We start from the raw sequence: 21,589 nt of genomic DNA, 5'->3' as shown, positions 1-21,589 counted from the left end.
TTCACTCGGATGCAGTACCCACTGGGAGGTCGAGCAGAACAGCCAACAATTCCCGCAGCACGCCGAGTCCGTCCTGGCTGAGGACCGACTCCGGGTGGAACTGCAGGCTCGCGAACGTCCGGCCCCGCAGCGCGTGGACGTCGCCGTTGGCCGGGTCGCAGGCCACCTCCACCGGGCCGTAGCGGGTGGCCAGCACGCCGCCGTCGTGGGTGGCCGACACGCCGCCGTCGCGGGCGTCGCGGGCAGCCAGCACGCCGCCGTCGCGGGCGTCGTGGGCGGCCAGCACGCCGCCGTCGCGGGCGTCGTGGGCGGCCAGCACGCCGCCGTCGCGGGCGTCGTGGGCGGCCAGCACGCCGCCGTCGCGGGCGTCGTGGGCGGCCAGCACGCCGCCGTCGCGAACACCCGGCACGCCGCCGTCGCGGGCGGCCAGCGCGCGGGCGTCGCGGGCGTCGCGGGCAGCCAGCACGCCGCCATCGCGGGCGTCGTGGGTGGCCAGCACGGCGGCGTCGTAGGTGGCGGCGAACGTCGAGTAGAAGCCGACCCGCGTCCGGCGGCCGAAGAGGTCGATCTCGCGCTGCATGCCCTGGTACGGCGACGCCTTGCGGCGCAGCGGCAGCCCCAGCAGCCCGGCCGCCAGCTGGTGGCTCAGGCAGATGGCCAGCATCGGCCGGCCGGTCTCCAGCAGGTCCGACACGATCCCGCGCATGCGGGCGATCTTCGGGTCGGTCAGCTGCCGCGGGTCGCCCGGGCCGGGACCGGGAATCACCAGGTCGTAGCCGGCCGTCGTGAACTCGGCGTCGTGGCGGACCAGCGTCGTGTCCAGGCCCAGGACGCGCAGCTGGTGGACGAGCATGCCGGTGAACGTGTCCTCCGCGTCGACGATCAGGGCGCGCCGGCCCGCGAGTGCCGGGTCCGCGGCGAGCCCGTCGCGCGGCTGCAGCCAGAACGGCGACAGGGTGGCGTTGCGCGCGGTCAGCGCCGCCTGCACCTCGGGGTCGGCGGCCAGGCGCACGTCCGGAACCGCACCGGGAGCATCCACTGTGGACGATTGAAGGCCGAGCGCCGCCAGTACCGCAGAAGCTTTGGTATGGGTTTCCTGCACCTCGCCGGCCGGGGTGGAGTGGCGCACCAGGGTCGCGCCCACCGGGACGCGCAGGCGGCCGTCGACGGCGATGTCGGCGGTGCGGATGAGGATCGGGGCGTCCAGCGTCTGGCGGCCCGCGGCGTCCCGGCCGAGCAGGGCCAGGACCGCGCCGTAGTAGCCGCGGCCGCGGTGCTCGTGGCGGGCGACCACCCGGCAGGCGTTCTCGATCGGGCTGCCCACCACCGTCGGGGCGAACATCGTCTCGCGCAGGACCTCGCGGACGTCCCGGGAGCCGCGGCCGGCGAGCAGGTACTCGGTGTGGACGAGGTGCGTCATCTCCTTGAGGTACGGGCCGATGACCTGCCCGCCGAGGTCGGCCACGGTGGCCATCATCTTGAGTTCCTCGTCCAGCACCATGGACAGTTCGTCGATCTCCTTGCGGTCGGCCAGGAAGTCCAGGACCGCGGGCTTGGACGGGACGCCGCGCAGGGTGCCGCTGATGGGGTTCATCATCACCAGGCCGTCGTCGACGCTCACGTGCCGCTCGGGCGTGGCCCCGACCAGGATGCGGGTGCCGGTGTGCACGACGAACGTCCAGTACGCGCCCCGCTCGCGGGTCAGCAGGCGGCGGAAGACGGTCAGGGCGGCCGCGACCGGGTCGCCGGTGAGATCGGCCTCGAAGACGCGGTGGATGACGAAGTTCGAGCCCTCGCCGCGGCCGATCTCCTCGCGCAGGACGGTTTCCACGATGCCGGCGTACTCGTCGTCGCTGACGTCGAAGCCGGCGTTCGCCAGGTCGATGGGGACGTCCGGCAGGTCGGCGAGCATCGCTTCGACCGGCACCTCGGAGCGGGACTCGATGTGCAGGACCGACAGCGGGGTGCCGTCGTCGACGCAGTCGAAGCCGCGCTCGCGGACCTGGCGGAACGGGACCAGAGCCAGGCATTCGTCGGGGATCTCGGCCAGGGTGTCCACGGTGGACACCGGGCCGGTGAGCACCTCGACGGTGTCCCGGCCTTCACGGCGCAGCAGAGCGAACGGAGCAAGCATGGCGATTCCCTTTCAGGGGCTCGGGAGACGGCCCCCTTGCGGGAAAAGCAGAGCGGCCGCCTCGGAGGACGGCCGCGATAGCGCGAAGTGGATGGCCGCCGGTCAGGCGGGCCACCAACTGGTCATTCGCGCGGTCACGGGCAGAGCGTACGCGACGCCCGCCCGTGCGCGCCAGCATTCACTTGTTCAGGGAACCCATTTCGGCGTACCGCTCCCCCGCCACGTCCCGGCCGATCGAGAGTTTCTCGATCGCCGCGAGGTCGTCCGCGGTGAGCGTGAGGTCCAGGGCGGCCACGTTCTGCTCGAGGTACGAGCGCCGCTTGGTCCCCGGGATCGGCACGATGTCGTCGCCCTGGGCGAGCACCCAGGCCAGGGCCAGCTGGGCCGGGGTCGCGCCCTTGGCCTCGGCGAGCTGCTTGACCTCGGCCACCAGGTCCAGGTTCTTCTGGAAGTTCTCGCCCTGGAAGCGCGGGTTGCTCTTGCGGAAGTCGTCCGGGCCGAACTGGTCCGGGCTGGTGATCTCGCCGCTGAGGAAGCCGCGGCCGAGCGGGCTGTAGGCCACCAGCCCGATCCCGAGCTCCCGGAACAGCGGCAGGATGGCGTCGTCGGGGTCGCGGCTCCACAGCGAGTACTCGTACTGCCCGGCGCTGATCGGGTGCACCGCGTGCGCGCGCCGGACGCTGTCCGGGGACGCCTCCGAGATGCCCAGGTGGCGCACCTTGCCGGCGGCGACCGCCTCGGCGAGCGCGCCCCAGGTCTCCTCGACGGGCACGGTCGGGTCGACGCGGTGCTGGTAGTACAGGTCGATGTGGTCCACGCCGAGGCGTTGCAGCGAGGCGTCGACGGCCTGGCGCACGTAGTCGGGCCGGCCGTTGATCCGCCGGTTGCCGTCCTCGCGCTGGATGCCGAACTTGGTGGCGAGCACCACCTCGTCGCGGCGGCCGGCGATGGCGCGGCCGACGAGCTGCTCGTTGGTGAACGGGCCGTACATGTCGGCGGTGTCGAGCAGGGTCACGCCGAGGTCGAGCGCGCGGTGGATGGTGGCGATCGACTCGGCGTCGTCGCCGGGTCCGTAGAACTCGCTCATGCCCATGCAGCCCAGGCCGAGGGCGGACGTGGTCAGAGCACCGAGGTTTCTGTTGCGCATGCCATCACACTCCCCCTTAGAGTGCGCTCGAAGTCAAATACACTCGGGAAGATGCAGGGTCTCACCATTGCCGAGGTGTCGGAGCAGACCGGGCTGAGTGCCCATACGCTGCGGTACTACGAGCGCGCCGGCCTCCTCACGCCGCCCGACCGGGGCACGAACGGCCATCGCCGGTACTCCGAGCAGGACCTGGGCATGCTGCGCATCCTCACCAGGCTCAAGGCGACCGGCATGTCGATCGCGGAGATGCGGCAGTACGCCGAGCTGTGCCGGATCGGGCCGGGCACGTACGAGAGCCGCCGGGTGCTGCTGGAGGAGCATCGCCAGCAGGTGCTCGACCGGATCGCCGCGCTGCGGACCGACCTGGAGCTGATCGAGTCGAAGATCAAGTTCTACGCGGAGGGCGACACCCGGGACCTGCCCAGGCCGTAGAGGCAGACGAGGGCGGCGATCACCATCGGCGTGCCGTCGCGGATCAGCCCGTCCCAGCCCAGCAGCAGGTAGCACAGCGTCGGCTGGACCAGCAGGACGAACACCGAGATGAACCCGAGCAGCAGCCGCGCCCAGCCGTGCCCGAACAGGGTCACGAAGCTGATGATGCCCGCCACGAGGCCGATCACCAGCCCCAGCACGAACCACGACACCACCAGCGGCACCGAGATCTCCGGGCGCAGGCGCGGGGTGTCGAACAGCGAGCCGAGCGCGACCAGGCACGGCACGAACATGAGGGCGGAGTACGACAGGGCGGCCACCCGGGCCGTGAGCACCCACGGCGGCACCACGCGCCGCGGCTTGCGCCGGGTCAGGTGCTCGTCGATGCCGGGCGAGCGGAACAGCTGCCACACCACCGCCGCGCACAGCACCGCGACGACGACCAGCCCGGCCACCACCGGCAGGTGCGGCAGGAAGTCGCCCTCCTTCGGCTGGGCCAGCCGCGCCGAGGCGAACACCGTGGTCACGGCCAGGATCAGGCCCAGCGGGCGGGCGGTCAGCCGGCCGAAGCGCACCTCGCGCATCAGGAACAGGAAGCCGATCGCGCGCAGGACCGCCCAGAACGTCCGCACGCCGAGGCCGAAGCCCGCCTCGGCGGAGTACTGCAGGTTGATCACGTCGACCACCACGGTCGCCACGGCGGTCAGCAGCAGCAGCCGGCGCAGGCGGCGACTCGCCGGAGTCGGCGGCGGCGGCCGCTCGAGCCGTACGAAGTCGCCGAGCGAGCGTCCTCCGCCGTTCATGGAACCGCACGCTAGCATCCGCCGCTCGGCATATCGTGGTGGCATGCTCGAGCACCTGCGCATCCTGGTCGTCGACGACGAGCCGGACCTGTGCGAGATCGTGCGCCGGGTGCTCAGCCGGGCCGGGGCCGAGGTCCTGACCGCCTCCGGACTCGCGGGAGCCGAGCGGGTCCTGGCCGAGCACCCCAAGGGCGTCGATCTCGCCATCACCGACCTCAAGCTCAACGACGGCACCGGCGTGCAGGTGGCCGAGGCGGTGCGGGCCAGCAGCCCGGACGCGCTGATCATGTACATGTCGGGCCTGCCGTACTTCGACGCCGCCGTCATCGACCTCGGCGAGGACGCGTCGGTCATCGCCAAGCCGTTCCGCGCCACCGAACTGGTCGACACCGTGCAAACCGCCCTCATCAGGGCCGGACGGGTCCAGCCGGAGGGTTAACCGGCACTCCGGCGGGGGCATAGGGAGCGTGGAGGTGGCGACCCATGGCAGCTGAACCGGAAACCCCCGAGGACGACGACCCCAAGACCGGTGGTCCCGACAGCCCCACCGACCTCAGCAAGCGCTCGTGGTTCCAGGTGCTGAAGCGGACCCTCAAGGAATTCAACAACGACAACCTGAGCGACTGGGCCGCCGCGCTGACGTACTACGGCGTGCTGTCCATCTTCCCGGGCATCCTGGTGCTGCTGTCGGTCTCCGGCCTGCTGCTCACCGGCACGACCCAGTCGGCCGTCCTGACCAACGTGCAGCAGCTGTTCCCGGGTTCCATCGCCGGGCCGATGACCAGCGCCATCGACGAGCTGAAGAAGGGCTCGCACGTGGCCGGACTGTTCGCCGCGGTCGGTCTGCTCGGCGCGGTGTGGACCGCCTCGGGGTACGTCGGCGCGTTCATCCGCGCCGCCAACGCCATCTACGACGTGCCCGAGGGCCGGCCGATCTGGAAGGTGCTGCCGATCCGGCTCGGTGTGACCGTCGCCGTCGGCACCCTCATCGCCCTGGCCGCGCTCAGCGTGGTCTTCACCGGCCGGTTCGCCGAGCAGGCGGGCGGCTGGGTCGGGCTGTCGAAGGAGTCGGTGCAGGTCTTCGACATCGCCAAGTGGCCGGCGTTGCTGCTGGTCGTCCTGCTGATCCTGGCCATTCTGTACTGGGCCTCGCCGAACGCCCGCCACCACGGCTTCCGCTGGATCACTCCGGGCGGCGCGCTCGCGGTCGTGATCTGGTTGATCGCCTCGGGCGGCTTCGCGATCTACGTGTCGAACTTCGGGTCGTACAACAAGACCTACGGCACCCTGGGCGGCATCATCGCGTTCCTGGTCTGGCTGTACATCTCCAACCTGGCGATCCTGCTCGGCGCCGAGTTCGACGCGGAACTCGAGCGCGAACGGGCCATCGAGGCCGGGCTGAAGCCGGAGGAGGAGCCGTACGTCCCGCTGCGCGACGACCGGCACATCAAGCCCGACGCAACGGAAGGTCTTTCTGGCACCGTCGAACACCGTTCGATGTCCTGAAGAACAGTGGGGGAGCTTCGCTCCACCCACACCCCCTCAGCACCGCACCGGGTTCTACGGCGGCGGAAGCGTCTAGAAGGGCGTGTACGGGATGTGGTCGGCGTCCTGCTCCAGCGGGGCGCCGAGCATTTCGTGTACGCCGGCGATGCGGAGCTGGCGGTGCACGAAGGGGCTGGCGCGGTACACGATCATGCGCACGCCTTCGGCACTGGCCTCGCGCTGGGCCGCGACCAGGGCGCCGACGGCCGCCGAGTCGAGGAACGTGACCAGGCCGAGGTCCACGCGCAACGTGCTCGGGCGGCGCTCGGCGGCGGCGACGACGATTTCCTGACGCAGCGTGGCCGCGTTGCTGTGGTCGATCTCGCCCCGCACCGAGAGCACGGTCGATCCGTCCATGGTCACGTTGACGGTCACCGACATACTCACGCGAACAGCATAAGAGCACTTCCCGCCGTGCGCAGCGGGCGGCGTGCCAAGGTTCACCGGTGCGTGCACAACGGCCGGGCGGCCCGGCGACCGGAGGCCTGCCGCCGTGTGGAAGCCTGCACGCAGCGTGCGCGAACCGTCAGTACTTCGGCTTCGGGGGCTCGCCGGGGATGTGGTCCGGGCAGTGCAGGCGCAGCTCGCGGTACCCGAACGGGGCGTCGACGAACCAGCAGTGGTGCGGGGTGGTGGTGCCGGGATGGCGGTACCCGTCGAAGAACCGGCAGGACAGACACATCCGGGTGACCGGGATGCTGCCCTGCTGCTGCAGCAGGCCGATCCGCGCGGTGACCATGCGCAGGAGGCGGGCCTGCTGGGTGTCGTTGAGCCCGTCGACCTCGGCGAGCAGCCGATCGGCCCAGTTGGCCGGGGCCGGGGTGGTCGCGAGCCCCTTGTCGGTCGCGGCCACCCGCATGTCGCGGGCCGCGTACGACGGGGCGGGGCGCATCTCGACCAGGCCCTCGGCGATCAGCGGGGAGAGCAGCGCCATCGTGGCGGCCACCGAGGAGCCGAGATCGCCGGCGAGCTCGGAGAGCCGGTATTCCCGGTCGCGCCGCCCGAGCAGCAGCATGACCTGCCGATGGGCGGGCGGGAGGCCGTGCGCGGGTTCCGGGCCGTCCACGGGCGCCATCACGGCCACCCGGACCAAGCCGGCGACGAGCTTCTGGGCTTGCGCTTCCTGGGGCACGGGGCAAACCTCCAACACCCAGCACCCTAGTCCCGCGTGTCGATGCGTGGGAATGATACGAGGGAAGATGCGGGGGAAATTGTCGCGCGATCAGGAAGTACAAAATCCGGATTTTTCGGACAGAACGGCGTAGGCTGCGCTCACCAGTTCAGGTGCAGCGGAGGTCACGAATGGGTGTAGCACGGGTGGTCGTGTCAGCGGCGGTGCTGCTGGCAGCGGTCGGCGCGACGGAGGCGGTGGCGCCCGGGGCGGCCCTCGCGGCCCCGGCGGCGAACGCGAAGACGATCCGGCTCGTCCTGACCGTGGCCAAGGGCGAGTCCTCAACCGCCCCGGGCCGCCAGCGGGCGTCGCTCACCTGCCAACCGGCCGGCGGCACCCACAAACAGGCCCGCAGCGCCTGCTCCCAACTGGCCAAGGTCGGCGGCCGCCCGGACCGCCTCCAACTCGCCGGCGGCGCCTGCACCATGCAGTGGGACCCGGTAACCGTCACCGCCAATGGGAGCTGGAAGGGCCGCAAGGTCGCCTACCGCCACACCTTCGGCAACGCCTGCAGCCTCACCACAACAACAGGCGCCGTGTTCAGCCTCTAAGCCGGAAAAAAGACCCCGGTGCGGTTTTGAGGGGGTGTGGGTGGAGCGAAGCTCCCCCACCGCTTTTCAGGACATTCGACGGTCCAACCCCGCTGCCAAGGCGCCCATACAGTGCTGAGACGTTCCAGTGCCCGTCCAGCCCCAGTGGGTTGTGAAAACCCCGCTGCCAACGCGCCCATACAGTGCTGAGACCTTCCAGTGCCCGTCCAGCCCCAGAGGGTTGCGAAAACCCCGCTGCCAGGTCGCCCATACACTGCTGAGACCTTCCGGAAACCCCCAGACAGCGGCTAACCCTTGAACACCCCGAGCTGTTTGAAGTCGCGGTTCGGGAACACAGCCGCCGAATCCCCCACCCCGAAGCGCTTCTTGAGCATCTCGGCGAGGATGTCGCGGTAGTCGTTGGCCCCCGCCACGTCGCCCTGGTCGAGCGAGGACGCGGCCAGCCCGGGCCAGTTGCCGTGCACCTTGCCGCCGTTGAGGCCGCCGCCGAAGAGCAGCATGGCGTTGCCGTGGCCGTGGTCGACGCCGACGTTGCCGTTCTCCTGCACGCGCCGGCCGAACTCGCTCATCGTGATGATGGTCGTGTTGTCCAGCAGCGGGCCGATGTCCGTGCAGAACGCGGCGATCGCGTCGGACATGTTGGTGAGCGAGTTCTTCATGTCGCCGCCGTCGACGCGGCCCAGGTTGGTGTGCATGTCCCAGCCGCCGACGTCGAGCGCGGCGATGCGCAGGCCCACGCCGGCCTTGAGCAGCTGCGCGATGTCCCGCAGCCGATCGGCCAGACCGCCGCCGGGGTACTGCACCCCCTCCGCCGGCCGGTACTGCGTGTTCGAGAGCTTCTGCGCGGTCGCGATCGCCTGCAGCGTCGAGCCGGCGGTACCGGCGAGCGGGTGGTCGAGCCCGGTGTACAGGGTCTTGAGCGCGTCCATGGTCTGGGTGCGCATGTTGTCGTTGTCGATGCGGAAGTCGCGCATGCCGTTGAGCACGATCGCCTGCTCGCCGCCGACGAGCGAGCGGGGCAGCGCCGAGCCCTGCGCGATCGCGCGGAACGTGGTGCCCGGGCCCATCTGGGCGAGCACGCGGTCGAGCCAGCCGGTGCGTACCGCGACCGAGGCGGCCCCGCGTTCGAGGGCGTCCTGGGCCTGGAAGTGGCTGCGGCTGGCGTCGGGCGAGGCCACGGCGTGCACGGCGGCCATCTTGCCGGCGTCCCACAGCGGATACAGCGAGGCCATCGCCGGGTTCAGCCCAAAGCCGCGGCCGACCGCCTTCATCGCCGCCATCGGCACCGCGATGTTGGGCCGCATCTGCCGGTAGTTGGCGTCGTCGCCGGGCGCCACCACGGACAGCCCGTCCATCCCGCCGCGCAGGAAGATCACGATGAGCGTGTTCTTGTTGTCCTCGGGCGCGGCGAACGAGACCCGGCTGGTCACCAGCTGGGTGCCGAGCGCGGCCACGCCGACGAAGCCGGCACCCTGCACGAGCCGGCGGCGGGTGAAGCCCTTGCTCCACTTGTCGCGCTCGGCCGCGAGCTCGTCGGTGACCTTCTCGGCGTGCACCCGCAGCGCCGCCTCGCACAGGTTGGGCCCGTGCCGCTGCAGCTCGTCGAGGTTCTGCGGCCGGCGCTCGCCGTCGGGGAAGTCGTTGTTCATGGCCCTCACCGCAGCGCGTGGTAGACGGAGTCGAGGATCAGCGGGGCCAGCAGGGGCAGCTTGCCACCGAGATTGTTGTCGGTGATCCTCGCGTCGGTCTTGGACCCGAGGAATTTCGCGAGGGCATCCTTCTCGGCCTGTGCCATCGGCTGGAAGACCAGCCGGTTGGACAGCACGTCGAGGTAGGTCCCCAGGGTCGCGGCGGGCTGCGTCATGAGGCTGGCGGCCGTCGGGTTGTTCAGGCCCTTCCACTGCTGCTGCATGAACATCCGGTGCGCGTTCCAGGTCTCCAGCATGCCGGCGGCCGAGCTCCAGGCGGTGGCGACGTCCGGGTACCCGTCCGGCGGCCCCCAGCCCAGCGGCGGCTGCCCGAGCTTGTTGGTGAAGTTGTACATGTCGTCGAGCGCCTTGGCCGTGTCCGCGCCGGGCGTGCTGCCGACGACGCGCCCGGTGGCGATGAAGTTCTCCAGCGGGCGGCGGGTCTTCAGGCCGGTCGCGATCCAGAACTCCAGCGAGCGGAAGAGCACCTTGAGCACCGGCGCGATGGCGGAGCCGCTCTCCTGGTACGTCTTGGCCAGCCGGTCGACCAGGCCCTGCGGCGGGGTGTCGCAGACGAAGCGCACGCACAGCTTGCGCGCCACGTACCGCGCGGTGGACGGATGGGTGGCGAGGTAGAGCAGATACGCGTCCCCGACGGCCAGACCGTCCTTGGCCGACTTGTTGGCGTGCTGGAACCCGAGCACCTTGACCGCTCCGGTCCAGTGCTTGTTCTGCTCGTACTTGAACGTGCCGTCCCGCGTCGCGGTGCGCCCGGTCATGAGGTAGGCCGAGTTGCGCACGTCCTTCTCGTTGTACCCGCCGTCGATCCCGACCGTGTGCAGCTCGAGCAGCTCGCGCCCGTAGTTCTCGTTGACGTTGCGCTTGTCCGAGCTGGTGTTGTCGAGGTACCGCATCATCGCCGGGTCCCGCGCCGACGCGATGAGCATGTCGGAGAACTTCCCGAGCGCGTGCTGGCGGATGACCCCGACGTCGTACGGGCCGCGCACGTCCCAGCCGCCGTCGAACGGGCTCGTGACGTTGAGGTGGTTGTTCCAGAAGTCGACCATCACCTCGAGCAGCTGCCGGCTGCTCCACATCTGCCGCGCGATGACGGCCTTGGTGAGGTCCATCTGGGCCTTGTTGTCGCCGTCCTTGACCGTCGTGCGGATCTGCGCGGTGGTCATGGTCGCCGTCGGCACGGCCTTGAGGGCGGCGTCGGCGACCGGGTCGGCGATCTTGGCCGGCTCCAGCTGCTGGTCGATCCAGGCGTCGATGCCCATCTGCTTGACCGCCGCCACGTCGCCCGGGGTCGGCCCGAAGGTGGCGCGGCGCAGCAGGTGCAGCACCGGGTCGCGGTTCAGCGGGGTCGGGAACCGCGGGGTGGCCCGCAGCGCCGCGACGGCCGCGGCCGAGGGCGTGTCGGCCGTCCCGGACGCGCCGAGGTCGTTGAGGTCGCCCTGGCCGCTGGTGTAGCTCGCGTCGCGGTTGGAGAAGGAGCCGGCGTCGCGGGGCGAGACGTTGCCGCCGCCGGCGCCGGTCTTGACGAAGTCGTCGGGGTCGGCCGAGGGCGGGCCGAACACGGCCGCCGCGGTCGTGCCGAGCGCGCCGAGGGCGACCGCGCCGCCGCCGAGGGCCATCAGGGCCTGGCGCCGGTTGCGGGTCAGCTCGTGCAGGGCGGGCCGGCCGGTGCGCAGCCAGGCGGGCGCGGGCCCGCCGGCCTTCTTCTTCGGCGCGTCCGCGTCGGCGCCGGGGTCCGGCGTCTGGCGCAGGATGCGCGGCACGGGGAACTCGCCGGTGAAGTCGGAGAAGAACGCGCCCTTCACCTTCTTGGGCGCATCGCCCGGCTCATCGTCCGGGAAGAGCCGTTCTGGCACGTCTAGAGAATCTAGTGAGCGGTCGATCAGCGCTCAAGCGGCGTGGTGCGAGGCCGTCTCAACTTTGCCTTTCTTCTTGCTTAAGTGCCCCGCCTTCCTCGTGAATGAGGGCAAACCGGTCGTTCACTCAAAGTCATCTCTTCCGTACCGAACGCTGATAGTGGTACGCATAGGTGACCGGACAATGGCAGGGGGTAGCGGTGCTGGTCGATGCTGCTCCCGCCGGGCGGGCCTCGGGGCCGCGCCTGGCGACCGTGTTGCTGCTCCCGCTGCTGGGCCTGCTCGCCGTGGCGGGCGTGGCCGCGTGGCTCTATGCCGGCCCCGGCGGCCGGATGGACGACCCGCGCACCACCGTCGCGTCCGGGGTCGTCGCCGACCGGGCCGCCACCGAGCTGTCCAACGAGCGCCTGGCCGCCCTGAACCTCCTGCTGACCGGGTCCGAGTCCGCCCGCAGCGCCTTCACCGCCCAAACCCGGAGCACGGATTCGGTACTGTCCGTGCGCCGACCCGCCGGCCTCGCCGAGCTGCGCACCCGGGTGGCCGCGGCGCCGCAGGAGGTCGCGGCGGGTGACTTCGTCATGCAGTACACCGAAATGATCAGTGAATTCGTCGAGCTGCGCCAGGACCTTCCGCGCCGCACCGGCCCCGGGACCGTGAACGCCGCCCTGCGCGCGTCGGGCTGGCTCGCCGTGGCCCGCGAGGAGCTCGCCCAGATCCAGCTCATCGACCGGCGCGACGCCGACACCCCGGCCTGGCACGAGAACCTGGCCGCGCACCGGGCCGCCCACCTCGACGCCCTGCGCCGCTTCGCCGAGGTCGCGCCGACCGCCTGGCGCGACCGGCTGACCCAGGTCCCGTCCGGCCTCGGCGGCGACGCCCAGCCGGCCCTCGACGCGCTCGCCGGCCTGTCCGCCTGGGCCGGGGCCGACGAGGGGCGCATCGCCGACGCGGTCCGCGACGAGCAGAACCGCACCCTGATCGCCGGGCTCGCCGCCGTCGTCGTGGTCGTGGCCGCCTCGATCGCGCTGGCCGTGCGCGCCGCCCGGGCCGCCCGCCGCCCGCGCCGCCGCTCGCAGCCGCCGATCGACCCGGAGGAGTTCCAGGTCGTCCGGCAGGAGGCCGCGCGGGCCGTCGCGGAGCAGGCCGCCCTGCGCGCCGGCACCTCCGCCGCCGTGATCGGCCTGGCCCGCCGCAGCCAGCGCCTCGCCGACGAGCTCGTGCACCACCTCGACGCCGCCGAGCGCGACGAGGCCGACCCGGACCGCCTGGCCCAGCTCTTCGCCCTCGACCACCTCGCCACCCGCATCCGCCACGACAACCAGAGCCTGCTCGTCCTCGCCGGCGCCGACACCGTCCTCGGCCGCCGCGACCCGGTGACGCTGCTCGATCTGCTGCGAGCGGCCCAGTCGCGCATTCAGGATTACCCCCGCATCGAGTACTCCCTGATCGCCCCCGACGTCCACGTCGCACCTGACGCCGTGGACGACGTGGTCCACCTGCTGGCCGAGCTCTTCGACAACGCGACCCGCTCCGGCCCGCCCGACCGCCCGGTCCTCGTCGAGGGCCGCCGCGAGGGCGCGGGCGCCGTCGTCGAGGTGGCCGACCGCGGCCCCGGCCTCGACCCTCACCGCCTGGCCGAGCTCAACGCCCGCCTGGCCGACCCGCCACCCCTGGACGCGGCCGAGGCGCACCACACCGGCCTCGCGGTCGCGGCCCGCCTGGCCGCCCGGCACGGCCTCACGGTGACCCTGCGCCCGCCCCCGTCGGGCCGCGGCCTGCGCGCCGTGGTCCAGTTGCCGCCCGAGCTGATCCTGGACCCGGTCTCCTTCGCCCCCGACTCCCCCGTCGCGCGCCGCCTGCCACCACCCCGCCCGTTCGAACGCGGCCAGGCCCTCCCGGGCGGCGAACCGGTCGACGTGCCGCACCCGCGCTCGACCCTCGTCCCGGTGGTGCCGGGTCCCGTGCGTACGCCCGACACCCCTACGGTTGACCTCGAGCCCGAGGCCGCAAGGGACCTCCTGACGGAAGGACGTTCGTCGGCATGACACCGACCACGGGGCTGGACTGGCTGCTGAGCGGCTTCACGCAGCGCGTCCCGGGGGTCCGCCACACCGTCGCCGTCTCGGGCGACGGGTTGCTGGTGGCCGCCTCGCAGGAACTCCCACCGGCGCGGGCGGACCAACTGGCCGCAATGGTGGCGGGCGTGGTGTCGTTGGCCCAGGGGGTGTCGTCGTTCACCGGCCAGGGCCCTGTCGTGCGCACGATCGTCGAGATGGGGCGGAGCCTGCTGTTCGTGCTCGCCCTGGGTAACGGTGACTCGCTGGCGTCGCTGGCGGCGATCGTCGAGCCGGGGTGCGACGTGGGGCAGGTCGCGTTCGAGATGACCGGGCTCGTGGAGCAGGTCGGGAGCGCACTGACGCCTTCGCTGCGCTGACCGCACGCCACTCCCCCGCTGCTCCCTCGGTCGCCGCGCCCCGCACACCGCACCTCCTACCGCGCCACACCGCACGCACACCACCGCCACGCGCACACCACCGCCACGCGCACACCACCGCCACGCGCACATCACCGCCACGCACACATCACCGCAACGCACATACCACCGCCACGCACACACCACCCACGCACGCCACCGCACGCACGCCCGCGCGCAGCCCACGCACGCTCGCCGCCCCACGCACGCCCGCTGCACCGCACGCCCGCCGCCACGCGCACGCCACCGCCGCACACCGCCGCCCGCCCACGCCGCCACGCGCACGCCACCGCCGCACACCGCCGCCCGCCCACGCCGCCACGCGCACGCCACCGCCGCACACCGCCCCATGCACGCCCGCCGCCGCACCGCATGCGCGCCGCCATTTCACCGGGGCCGCGAGCGCACCGGGCATCGCGATGAAGCAGGCACGTTCCTGCAGGAGGGCGTCGCCGTCGAGGACCTGCTGCGCGATCTTGGTCGGAAAGCTGCGCGAATCGGAAAAGTCGCCCAACAGGCGAAAAATCCGATAAGTCGCGGCGCGCCAGCGCCCGACTTATCGGACCAAAAGCATGATCTCCCGGGTGGCCTGCGACGGAACCAGCCCCGGGAGATCAGGAAGTGCTGCGAAAGTTACGGTGCGTCCGGAGCAGTCGGCGCCGGCACCGCGGCCGCCTGGGCCGGGACCTCGTAGCGGTTCTGCGGGGCCGGGCGGACGTCGTCGTGCGGGAAGACCCACACGCGGTAGGCCCACAGGCGGAAGACCATCGCCAGCGCCACGCCGATGACCATGCCGAAGATGAAGTCCGAGAGCTCTTCGACGGCGACGCTCACGTTGGGGGTGTGGAGGCCGAAGATGTACTGCGCCACCCACAGCGGGGCCGAGTTCAAGGCTACGCCGATGCCGTTGACCACGGTGTACAGCAGCATCTCGTGGTGCCGGCGCCGGCCGCCGCGGGTGCGGAAGGACCACTCGCGGTTGAGGAAGTACGAGACGACCGTCGCGATGACATTGGCGATGGTCAAAGCGGTGACCGGTTTGTGTTCGAAAACCGTCAACCGCAAACCGTAGTTGAGGACCAGACTGACGACGTAGCAGAGGCCGCCGACGATGATGAACTTCACCGTCTCGCGCCGCTTGCGTAGCAGCGAGGCCACTGACTCCGGCAGCAGATTGAGGGTCCGGTCTGTAAGCCGCATCGGCGCGACTATACCCGGCAAAGCTGAAGTTACGCCCCCCGCGGTGGCACAAACCGCACGGCCACGTTCAGCGATCGCCCGTGCACACAGAAGTGGCCGCGGTGACCGAAACCGCCTCGTCGACGGGGCCCAGCACGACGCAGTACGCAGCCTTCGGATCCACGTCGTGCACCACGTACTCGGTCGTGCCGGGCGGCACCGTGTCCACCACGGCCGGCGGCTCCCCGGCCCGCGACAGCGCGATCACCACGCCCACCGGCAGCGCGGCCCAGTGCACCGTGAGCGTGCCACCCCCGTCGGCGAGGGTCAGGTCGTGCACGGCGAATTCCGGCGACGAGGACGAGGCCACGGCGGGCGGGTCAGGAATGAGCGACGGCCCGTCGTGCCGCCACACCCAGAGCCCGGCGAACACTCCGGCCAGCAGCACGACCACCGATAACAGCGGCCATATGGCCCTAGAAGGAGAAGCCTTAGAAGAAGCAGCCCTGGAAGAAGAAGCCTTGGAAGAAGAAGAAGGAGGCGCCGGAGGAACCGCCACGGGATCCACAACCAAAGGCGGGACCACCGAGATCGGCGCCGAGGGCATCGGCGGCTCGACCGAGGCCAGCTCCCACTCCACCGCCTTGGTGAACGGGTGCCGGGTCCCGAGCCGGCCCCGCGCCGCCGCGTGCGCCAGCGTGAACAGCCGGCGCGCCTGCAGCACGTCCCCCGTGGCGTACAGCAGCGCCGCGAGCTCGGCCGCGATGCGGATCGTGTCGAGGTCCTCCGCGCCGTACTCCCGCCGGTGGATCACGTACGCCGCGTTCAGCATGGCCAGCGCGAGGGCCGTCTCGCCGCGGTCCCGCTGGAGCAGGGCCAGGTTGACCCGGGCCAGCCGCACGGCCCGCGCGACCGGTCCGGGGCCGTCCTCGTCGACGCCGCTGTCCAGCACGCGGTGGTACAGCCGCTCGGCCTCGTCCCATTCGTCGTAGTCGTGGCGGACGGCGGCCAGCACGGCGATGGCGTGCACGGTGTTCGGGTGCGTCTGGCCGTACCGGCGCTCGGCCTGCATGGCGACCGCCTCGGCCAGGTCGTAGGCGGCGTCGAGCTCGCCCAGCTCGCGCAGCACCTCGGCCAGCAGCCGGCGGGCGGTCAGCCGCTCGTCGTCGGACAGCTCCGGCTCGTCGAGCAGCCGCTGGACCTCGGCCCGGGCGCCCGGGAAGTCCCAGCCCCGGATGAGGCGCTCGACCTCGTCCAGCCGTTCGGTGACATCGACCGTACTCACAGTATCCCTCCGCCCCGCAGAGCTTAAGGACACCGGTGACGCAACGCCAGCCTTCGATCACAGAAAGCCAGACGAACGAGCGCAGAAGGCCGGACGGACAAGGCATCGGCTCCGGCAGCCTGCCACGTCGCCGCCGGAGCCGAGCCGTCCGCGTTACCGCGTCAGAAGCCGCGGGCGCCGCACACTGTGAAGGTTCGGCCGCCCGCCAGAGCCCTTGAGAACTTCAGCCGACCATTCGCCGGTACAGCGTGAGATAGTCGTCCACCATCCGGTCGGCCGAGAACCGCTCCAGCGCCCGGGCCCGCACCCGCGCGCGGTCCAGCTTCAGGGCGTCGTCGAGCATCCCGGCCGCCTCGTGCGCGTCGGCGGCCAGGTAGCCGGTGACACCCTCGTCGATCACCTCGGGCATCGAGCCGAGCGGATAGGCGATCACGGGGGTACCGCACGCCATCGCCTCCACCACCGACAGCCCGAACGGCTCGGCGAAGCCGATCGGGTGCAGCAGCGCCGCCGCCGACCCCAGGATCTCGGCCCGCCGGTCCGGTCCCACGTTGCCGCCGTAGACGATCTGCTCGCCGTCGACATGCGGGAGCACCTGCTCAGCGTGGTACACCTCGTCATGGACGGGACCGCAGATGAGCAGCCGCCGGCCGGTCGCGCGGGCGATCCGCACGGCCTCGGCGGTGCCCTTGTCCGGGTGGATGCGACCGAACGCCACCAGCGTGTCGCCCGGCTCGGCCTGGAACGGGAACTGCCGCACGTCGATGCCGTGGTAGATGGTGGCGGCGTAGTCCAGGCCGGGGCCGCGGTCGGCGTCGGAGATCGACACGTAGGCCGAGCGGGCCCGCTGGTACGCCGGCAGGATCGCGGTCGAGCAGAAGCCGTGCACGGTGGTCAGCAGGCGCGCCCGGCAGAACTCGCTCATCGCCAGCGGCAGCCAGTCGAGGTTGTTGTGTACCAGATCGAACTCGCCGCTGCGCTCGTAGCAGTGGGCGACGTGGATGGCCTCCCAGACGCGCCCGTCGTAGGTCGCGTCCTCGTTGTAGGGGTGCGCGACGACGCCGTCGAGGCGGGCCGCGGTGACCGAGTCGAGGCTGGCGAAGAGCGTGACGTCCACGCCGCGGGCGACCAGGCCCTCGGCCAGCAGCGAGACGATCTGTTCCCACGGGCCGTACGCCCGCGGGGGTGTACGCCAGGCGATCGGTCCGAGCAGTGCCACCTTCATCGCCGCCCCCTACCCCCGCGCCTGCACGCGAATCCTCACAACAGCGCCCCGCACTGCCGATAGGAACACGACCGGGCCCACCGCTCGACCATAACGGACAAATTACGTGAAAAACGCAGGGAGGCCGACGCAGAGGATGGCCCTGTTCGCATGGCGTTGGTACGCGGGCCTCGGGCTCGGCGCCGTCGCGGTCGGCGGTTTCCTGCCGGTGCTCGCCCGGCAGGGGCTCTACGCGTTGATCGGGATCTCGGCCGCGGTCGCGGTCAGCGTCGGGATGCGCCGGTACCGGCCATCGGAGCGGCGGGTCTGGGCCCTGTTCGCCGGCGCGCTGTGGTGCTCGGTCGGCTCGGCCCTGCTGTACGTGGTGGCCGGGCCGATCTGGCGGAGCCTGGTCTACCTCGCCGCCTATGGCCTGCTGACCGCCGGCGCGCTGCGCTGGGTGCGCCCCGACCCGGAGCGGCCGCGGCTCGAGCGGTTCATCGACTCCGGCATCGTCGCGTCCGGGGTGGCCGCCCTGTACTGGACGTTCATCGTCTACCCGATGCTGTTCGGCGGCCGCGGGGACAGCGGGCGGCTGGCGAGCGACCTGACGTACATCGCGATCGACCTGGTCCTCGTGGTGTTCACGGCGCGGATGATGTTCACCGCCGGCGTCCGCGGCCCCGCCCATGCGCTGGCCGGCCTCGCGCTGTCCATGGTCGTCGCCGGCGACGTGGTCTTCTACGCCGGGCTGGCGTGGACCGGCGACACGAGCGGCGACAGCTTCTCGACGATGCTGTACCTCTGCGCGTACACCCTGCTGGGCACCGCCGCCCTGCACCCGTCGATGGCCACGGCGGCCGGCCGGCCCGAGCGCTCGCAGCACGTCATCCCGCGGCATCGGATCTGGTTGTACTCCGTGCTCTCCCTCGTCGGCCCGCTCGTCGCCATCATCCTCATGCTCGCCGTGCACCCGCTGCCGTCGCGCTGGTGGGTGCTCGTGCCGCTGGCCACGTCCGCCGTCACCGCGGTGCTGCTCATCGCCCGGCTCAGCCAGCTCGTCGGCTTCGCCAACCGCCGGGTGCTCGAGCTCGACGCCCACGCGCTCGCCCTGGGCGAATCGCTGCGCGAGCAGGAGGCCCTGCGCCAGCAGCTCACCCACCGGGCGCTGCACGACGCGCTGACCGGCCTGGGCAACCGGGCCCTCCTGCAGGAGCGGCTCGAGCACGCACTGACCCGTACCAGTGCGGCCCATGGTCTTCTGCTTCTCGACCTGGACGGCTTCAAGGACGTCAACGACTCGTTCGGCCACCCGGCCGGCGACGCGCTGCTGATCGAGGTCGCGGCCCGGCTGGTCGGCATCGTCCGCGTCTCCGACACGCTGGTGCGCCTCGGCGGCGACGAGTTCGCGATCCTGATGGAGGACGCCGACGCGGGGCAGGTCGCCGCGGCCGGCCGCCGGGTCATCGACGATCTCGCCCGGCCCGTCACCGTGCACGAGCGCGAGCTGTCCGTCACCGCCAGCGTCGGCTCGCTGCTCTTCGCCGCGCCCGCCACCCCGTCGGAGGCGCTGCGCAACGCCGACCTCGCGCTGTACGCGGCCAAGGCGGCCGGCAAGAACCAGCTCGCGGCCTACGAGGAGCGGCTGGCCAGCGAGCGCTCCGAGCACCTGCGCATCGCGGCCGACCTGCGCCGGGCCATCGCGGCCGAGGAGTTCACGGTCAACTACCAGCCCGTCGTGGACCTCGCGACCGGGCGGGTCACCGCGGTCGAGGCGCTGCTGCGCTGGTCCCGCGACGGCGTGTCGGTGCCGCCCCTGGACTTCATCCCCATCGCCGAGCAGTACGGCCTGATCGTCCCCATCGGTGCCTGGGTGCTGCGCCGCGCGTGCCGGGACGTGCGCACGTGGTACGAGCGCTTCGGCATCTCGGTCACCGTGAACGTCTCCGGCCGCCAGCTGCGCGAGCCGGACTTCGCGGCCACCGTGATCGGGGCGCTGCACGACGCCGGGCTGCCCGGGGCGGCGCTGATCATGGAGATCACCGAGACGGTCCTGGTGTCGGCGGGCGCGGGCGAGGCCGACGACGTGACCGCGGTGCTCATGCGGCTGCGCGAGGAGGGCGTGCGGGTCGCCGTGGACGACTTCGGCACCGGGTACTCCTCCCTGGCGTACCTGCGCCACCTGCCCGTCGACATCCTCAAGATCGACCGCGCGTTCACGCCCGGCGGCGAGGTGGCCGAGGAGCTGGCGTTCACCCGCGCGATCGTCGAGCTCGGCAACAGCCTGCGCCTGTCCTCCATCGCCGAGGCGGTCGAGACGCCCGAGCAGGCCGCGCGGCTGCGCGAGCTGGACTGCCCGCAGGCGCAGGGGTACCACTTCTCCCGCCCGCTGCCGGCCGCGGCCCTCGACGAGGTGCTCACGGCCTCCGGCGGCGTGCTGAGCGGGGCTACACCTTCCGCAACAGCCGGTGCTGCCTGACCACCGGAACCGACAGCGTCTTGTACCCCACCTGCTCGAACAGCACCGTCATCTGCTCGCCGGCGTAGGAGAGCACGACCCCCTTGCCCCACTCGCCGTGGCGCACCTCGGCGTGGATCGGGAACGGCGCGTCCTCGGCGGCGGCCAGGCCCGCGGCGGCGCTGCCGTCGGTGCAGTTGTCGCAGTGCTCGCAGATGCCCTCGAGGTGCTCGCCGAAGTACGCCAGCAGCGTCCGGCCCCGGCACTGCTCGGTCTCGGCGAAGTTGCGCATCATGTCCAGCCGCGACCGGCTCACCGTCTGCTGCCGCTCGGCCTGGGCCTCCACCAGCTCGGCCGCCTTGGCCGGGGTCGGCGCCCAGCGCGGGGCCTTCACCTTGCCCCCGTGCAGCATCCGCGCCGCGCCGACCTCCTCCAGCAGGCCCAGCAGCTGCCCCAGCTTGCGCTCGCCGAGCCCGGTGGCCTCCTCCAGCTCGCCGCGGGTCATCGGCTCCTTGGCCGCGCGGAGCAGGGCCGCGAGCGAGGCGACCTCCTCCTTGTCCACGGAGACGCTGCTGAAGAACTTCCGAAGACCCGTGTCCTCGGTACGGTGCAGCAGCAGCACATGCGCCGCCTGCCCGTCCCGCCCGGCGCGGCCGATCTCCTGCAGGTAGGAGTCGGGCGAGTCGGGCAGGGCGACGTGGTTGACCCAGCGGATGTTCGGCTTGTCGATGCCCATCCCGAACGCCGTGGTGGCGACCATGATCGGCACCTCGTCGGCCAGGAACGCCTCGTGGGCCCGCTCGCGCTCGCCCGCACTCATGCCGCCGTGATAGGCGACCGCGGTCAGGCCCTCCTTCTCCAGGCGTTCGGCGAGCTCCTCGGTGGCCCGGCGGGTCGGCGCGTAGATGATGCCCGGCGGCGTCGACTCCTGCACCCGCGCGATGAGCCGGCGCAGGCGGGTCTCCTCGTCGGGGCAGTGCACCGACTCGAGGTACAAATTGGGCCGGTCGAGCCCGGTGACCACGACCTCCGGGTCGCGCAGGCCCAGCCGCTCGATGATGTCCTCGCGCACCGGCGGCGAGGCGGTCGCGGTCAGCGCCACGATCGGCGGCCGGCCGAGCTCCCGGATGAACTGGCCCAGCTGCAGGTAGTCGGGGCGGAAGTCGTGGCCCCAGGCGGAGACGCAGTGCGCCTCGTCGACCGCGACCAGGCTGGGCTTGAGCGCCTTGATCTGGGCCACCCGGGCCGGGTCGGCGAACTGCTCCGGGGTCAGGAAGACGAACTCGGCGTCGCCCTTGCGCAGCGACTCCAGGGCCTCCTCGCGCTCGGCCTTGCCCTCGGCCGAGGAGAGCCGCACCGCGACCAGGTCCTCGTGGTTGCGCGCGGTCAGCGAGGCGATCTGGTCCTGCTGGAGCGCGAGCAGCGGCGACACGACGATCGTCGGCCCGGGCAGCAGCGGCGCCGGCACCTGGTAGATCGCCGACTTGCCGGCCCCGGTGGGCAGCACGGCGAGCGCGTCGCGCCCGGCCATCACCGCCTCCATGGCCCGCAGCTGCTCGTCGCGCAGGCGCTCCCAGCCGAAACTCTCCAGGGCGACCCGCCGCAGTTCGTCCGCACTCATGGAAGGCATGGTAGGACGACAGGT

The 21,589-nt window shown here is 71.8% G+C and carries 19 protein-coding genes; 7 read left to right on the top strand and 12 right to left on the bottom strand.

Features of this window, described 5'->3' with window-relative positions; translation table 11 throughout:
- Nucleotide 1: 1 nt before the first annotated feature.
- Entirely contained in the window at nucleotides 2-2,134 is a 2,133-nt protein-coding gene (locus ACQP00_RS10325; RefSeq protein ID WP_433217671.1) for a chorismate-binding protein, read from the bottom strand.
- A 178-nt stretch (nucleotides 2,135-2,312) separates the two neighbouring features.
- The gene (locus ACQP00_RS10320) at nucleotides 2,313-3,281 is read right to left on the bottom strand and encodes an aldo/keto reductase (protein WP_433217669.1); all 969 of its coding nucleotides are present in this window, start codon (nucleotides 3,279-3,281) and stop codon (nucleotides 2,313-2,315) included.
- Between the two features lie 51 nt (nucleotides 3,282-3,332).
- On the opposite strand from ACQP00_RS10320, the gene ACQP00_RS10315 reads away from it, so the two are divergent.
- On the top strand, nucleotides 3,333-3,713 hold the full coding sequence (locus ACQP00_RS10315) for a MerR family transcriptional regulator (RefSeq protein ID WP_433217667.1): 381 nt from the start codon (nucleotides 3,333-3,335) through the stop codon (nucleotides 3,711-3,713).
- On the opposite strand, the gene ACQP00_RS10310 is transcribed toward ACQP00_RS10315, so the two are convergent.
- Complete coding sequence (locus ACQP00_RS10310) at nucleotides 3,674-4,516, bottom strand: hypothetical protein (protein ID WP_433217665.1); 843 nt, start codon at nucleotides 4,514-4,516, stop codon at nucleotides 3,674-3,676. The genes ACQP00_RS10315 and ACQP00_RS10310 overlap by 40 nt on opposite strands.
- A gap of 43 nt (nucleotides 4,517-4,559) precedes the next feature.
- Between ACQP00_RS10310 and ACQP00_RS10305 the strand changes: the two genes are divergently transcribed.
- Together ACQP00_RS10305 and ACQP00_RS10300 are read left to right on the top strand one after the other, a co-directional pair.
- Nucleotides 4,560-4,955, top strand: coding sequence for a response regulator (locus ACQP00_RS10305; protein WP_433058243.1), 396 nt, complete (start codon nucleotides 4,560-4,562; stop codon nucleotides 4,953-4,955).
- A 44-nt stretch (nucleotides 4,956-4,999) separates the two neighbouring features.
- On the top strand, nucleotides 5,000-6,022 hold the full coding sequence (locus ACQP00_RS10300) for a YihY/virulence factor BrkB family protein (protein WP_433217663.1): 1,023 nt from the start codon (nucleotides 5,000-5,002) through the stop codon (nucleotides 6,020-6,022).
- A gap of 72 nt (nucleotides 6,023-6,094) precedes the next feature.
- Here ACQP00_RS10300 and ACQP00_RS10295 read toward each other — a convergent pair whose 3' ends face one another.
- Nucleotides 6,095-6,442 (bottom strand): STAS domain-containing protein, encoded by a 348-nt coding sequence (locus tag ACQP00_RS10295; RefSeq protein ID WP_433223799.1) that lies wholly within the window; start codon nucleotides 6,440-6,442, stop codon nucleotides 6,095-6,097.
- 145 nt (nucleotides 6,443-6,587) lie between these two features.
- The gene (locus ACQP00_RS10290; RefSeq protein ID WP_433217661.1) at nucleotides 6,588-7,193 is read right to left on the bottom strand and encodes a MarR family winged helix-turn-helix transcriptional regulator; all 606 of its coding nucleotides are present in this window, start codon (nucleotides 7,191-7,193) and stop codon (nucleotides 6,588-6,590) included.
- 170 nt (nucleotides 7,194-7,363) lie between these two features.
- Between ACQP00_RS10290 and ACQP00_RS10285 the strand changes: the two genes are divergently transcribed.
- Entirely contained in the window at nucleotides 7,364-7,783 is a 420-nt protein-coding gene (locus ACQP00_RS10285; RefSeq protein WP_433217659.1) for an SSI family serine proteinase inhibitor, read from the top strand.
- A 287-nt stretch (nucleotides 7,784-8,070) separates the two neighbouring features.
- Here the strand turns inward: ACQP00_RS10285 and ACQP00_RS10280 are convergent, their stop codons facing one another.
- Both ACQP00_RS10280 and ACQP00_RS10275 read right to left on the bottom strand, forming a co-directional pair.
- On the bottom strand, nucleotides 8,071-9,432 hold the full coding sequence (locus ACQP00_RS10280) for a DUF1501 domain-containing protein (protein WP_433217657.1): 1,362 nt from the start codon (nucleotides 9,430-9,432) through the stop codon (nucleotides 8,071-8,073).
- A gap of 5 nt (nucleotides 9,433-9,437) precedes the next feature.
- A complete protein-coding gene (locus tag ACQP00_RS10275) occupies nucleotides 9,438-11,345 on the bottom strand; it encodes a DUF1800 domain-containing protein (RefSeq protein ID WP_433217655.1) in 1,908 nt (635 codons plus the stop codon).
- 200 nt (nucleotides 11,346-11,545) lie between these two features.
- Between ACQP00_RS10275 and ACQP00_RS10270 the strand changes: the two genes are divergently transcribed.
- Both ACQP00_RS10270 and ACQP00_RS10265 read left to right on the top strand, forming a co-directional pair.
- Nucleotides 11,546-13,390 carry an ATP-binding protein gene (locus ACQP00_RS10270; protein WP_433217653.1) on the top strand — a complete coding sequence of 615 codons (1,845 nt, stop codon included), beginning with the start codon at nucleotides 11,546-11,548 and terminating at the stop codon, nucleotides 13,388-13,390.
- Entirely contained in the window at nucleotides 13,387-13,779 is a 393-nt protein-coding gene (locus tag ACQP00_RS10265; RefSeq protein ID WP_433217651.1) for a roadblock/LC7 domain-containing protein, read from the top strand. The genes ACQP00_RS10270 and ACQP00_RS10265 overlap by 4 nt, the downstream gene beginning before the upstream one ends.
- A 148-nt stretch (nucleotides 13,780-13,927) precedes the next feature.
- On the opposite strand, the gene ACQP00_RS10260 is transcribed toward ACQP00_RS10265, so the two are convergent.
- From ACQP00_RS10260 to ACQP00_RS10245, 4 genes are all read right to left on the bottom strand, one after another.
- On the bottom strand, nucleotides 13,928-14,332 hold the full coding sequence (locus tag ACQP00_RS10260) for a hypothetical protein (RefSeq protein ID WP_433217649.1): 405 nt from the start codon (nucleotides 14,330-14,332) through the stop codon (nucleotides 13,928-13,930).
- Nucleotides 14,333-14,451: 119 nt separating this feature from the next.
- Nucleotides 14,452-15,018 (bottom strand): GtrA family protein, encoded by a 567-nt coding sequence (locus ACQP00_RS10255; protein WP_433217647.1) that lies wholly within the window; start codon nucleotides 15,016-15,018, stop codon nucleotides 14,452-14,454.
- Nucleotides 15,019-15,085: 67 nt separating this feature from the next.
- On the bottom strand, nucleotides 15,086-16,282 hold the full coding sequence (locus ACQP00_RS10250; RefSeq protein WP_433217645.1) for a tetratricopeptide repeat protein: 1,197 nt from the start codon (nucleotides 16,280-16,282) through the stop codon (nucleotides 15,086-15,088).
- 223 nt (nucleotides 16,283-16,505) lie between these two features.
- Nucleotides 16,506-17,507: a glycosyltransferase family 4 protein gene (locus ACQP00_RS10245; RefSeq protein WP_433217643.1), complete on the bottom strand. Its 1,002-nt coding sequence runs from the start codon at nucleotides 17,505-17,507 to the stop codon at nucleotides 16,506-16,508.
- Nucleotides 17,508-17,643: 136 nt separating this feature from the next.
- Here ACQP00_RS10245 and ACQP00_RS10240 point away from each other — a divergent pair, with 136 nt between their 5' ends.
- Nucleotides 17,644-19,965, top strand: a complete 2,322-nt coding sequence (locus ACQP00_RS10240) for a putative bifunctional diguanylate cyclase/phosphodiesterase (protein ID WP_433217641.1) — start codon at nucleotides 17,644-17,646, stop codon at nucleotides 19,963-19,965.
- Here the strand turns inward: ACQP00_RS10240 and ACQP00_RS10235 are convergent.
- Nucleotides 19,934-21,565 carry a RecQ family ATP-dependent DNA helicase gene (locus tag ACQP00_RS10235; protein WP_433217639.1) on the bottom strand — a complete coding sequence of 544 codons (1,632 nt, stop codon included), beginning with the start codon at nucleotides 21,563-21,565 and terminating at the stop codon, nucleotides 19,934-19,936. The two genes, ACQP00_RS10240 and ACQP00_RS10235, sit on opposite strands and share 32 nt — an antisense overlap.
- Nucleotides 21,566-21,589 lie beyond the last annotated feature (24 nt).

Source organism: Dactylosporangium sp. CS-047395 (assembly GCF_050942185.1).
Lineage (GTDB): Bacteria > Actinomycetota > Actinomycetes > Mycobacteriales > Micromonosporaceae > Dactylosporangium.
The sequence above is the reverse complement of the archived record's forward strand: the minus strand, read 5'-3'. Positions and strand labels throughout refer to the sequence as shown.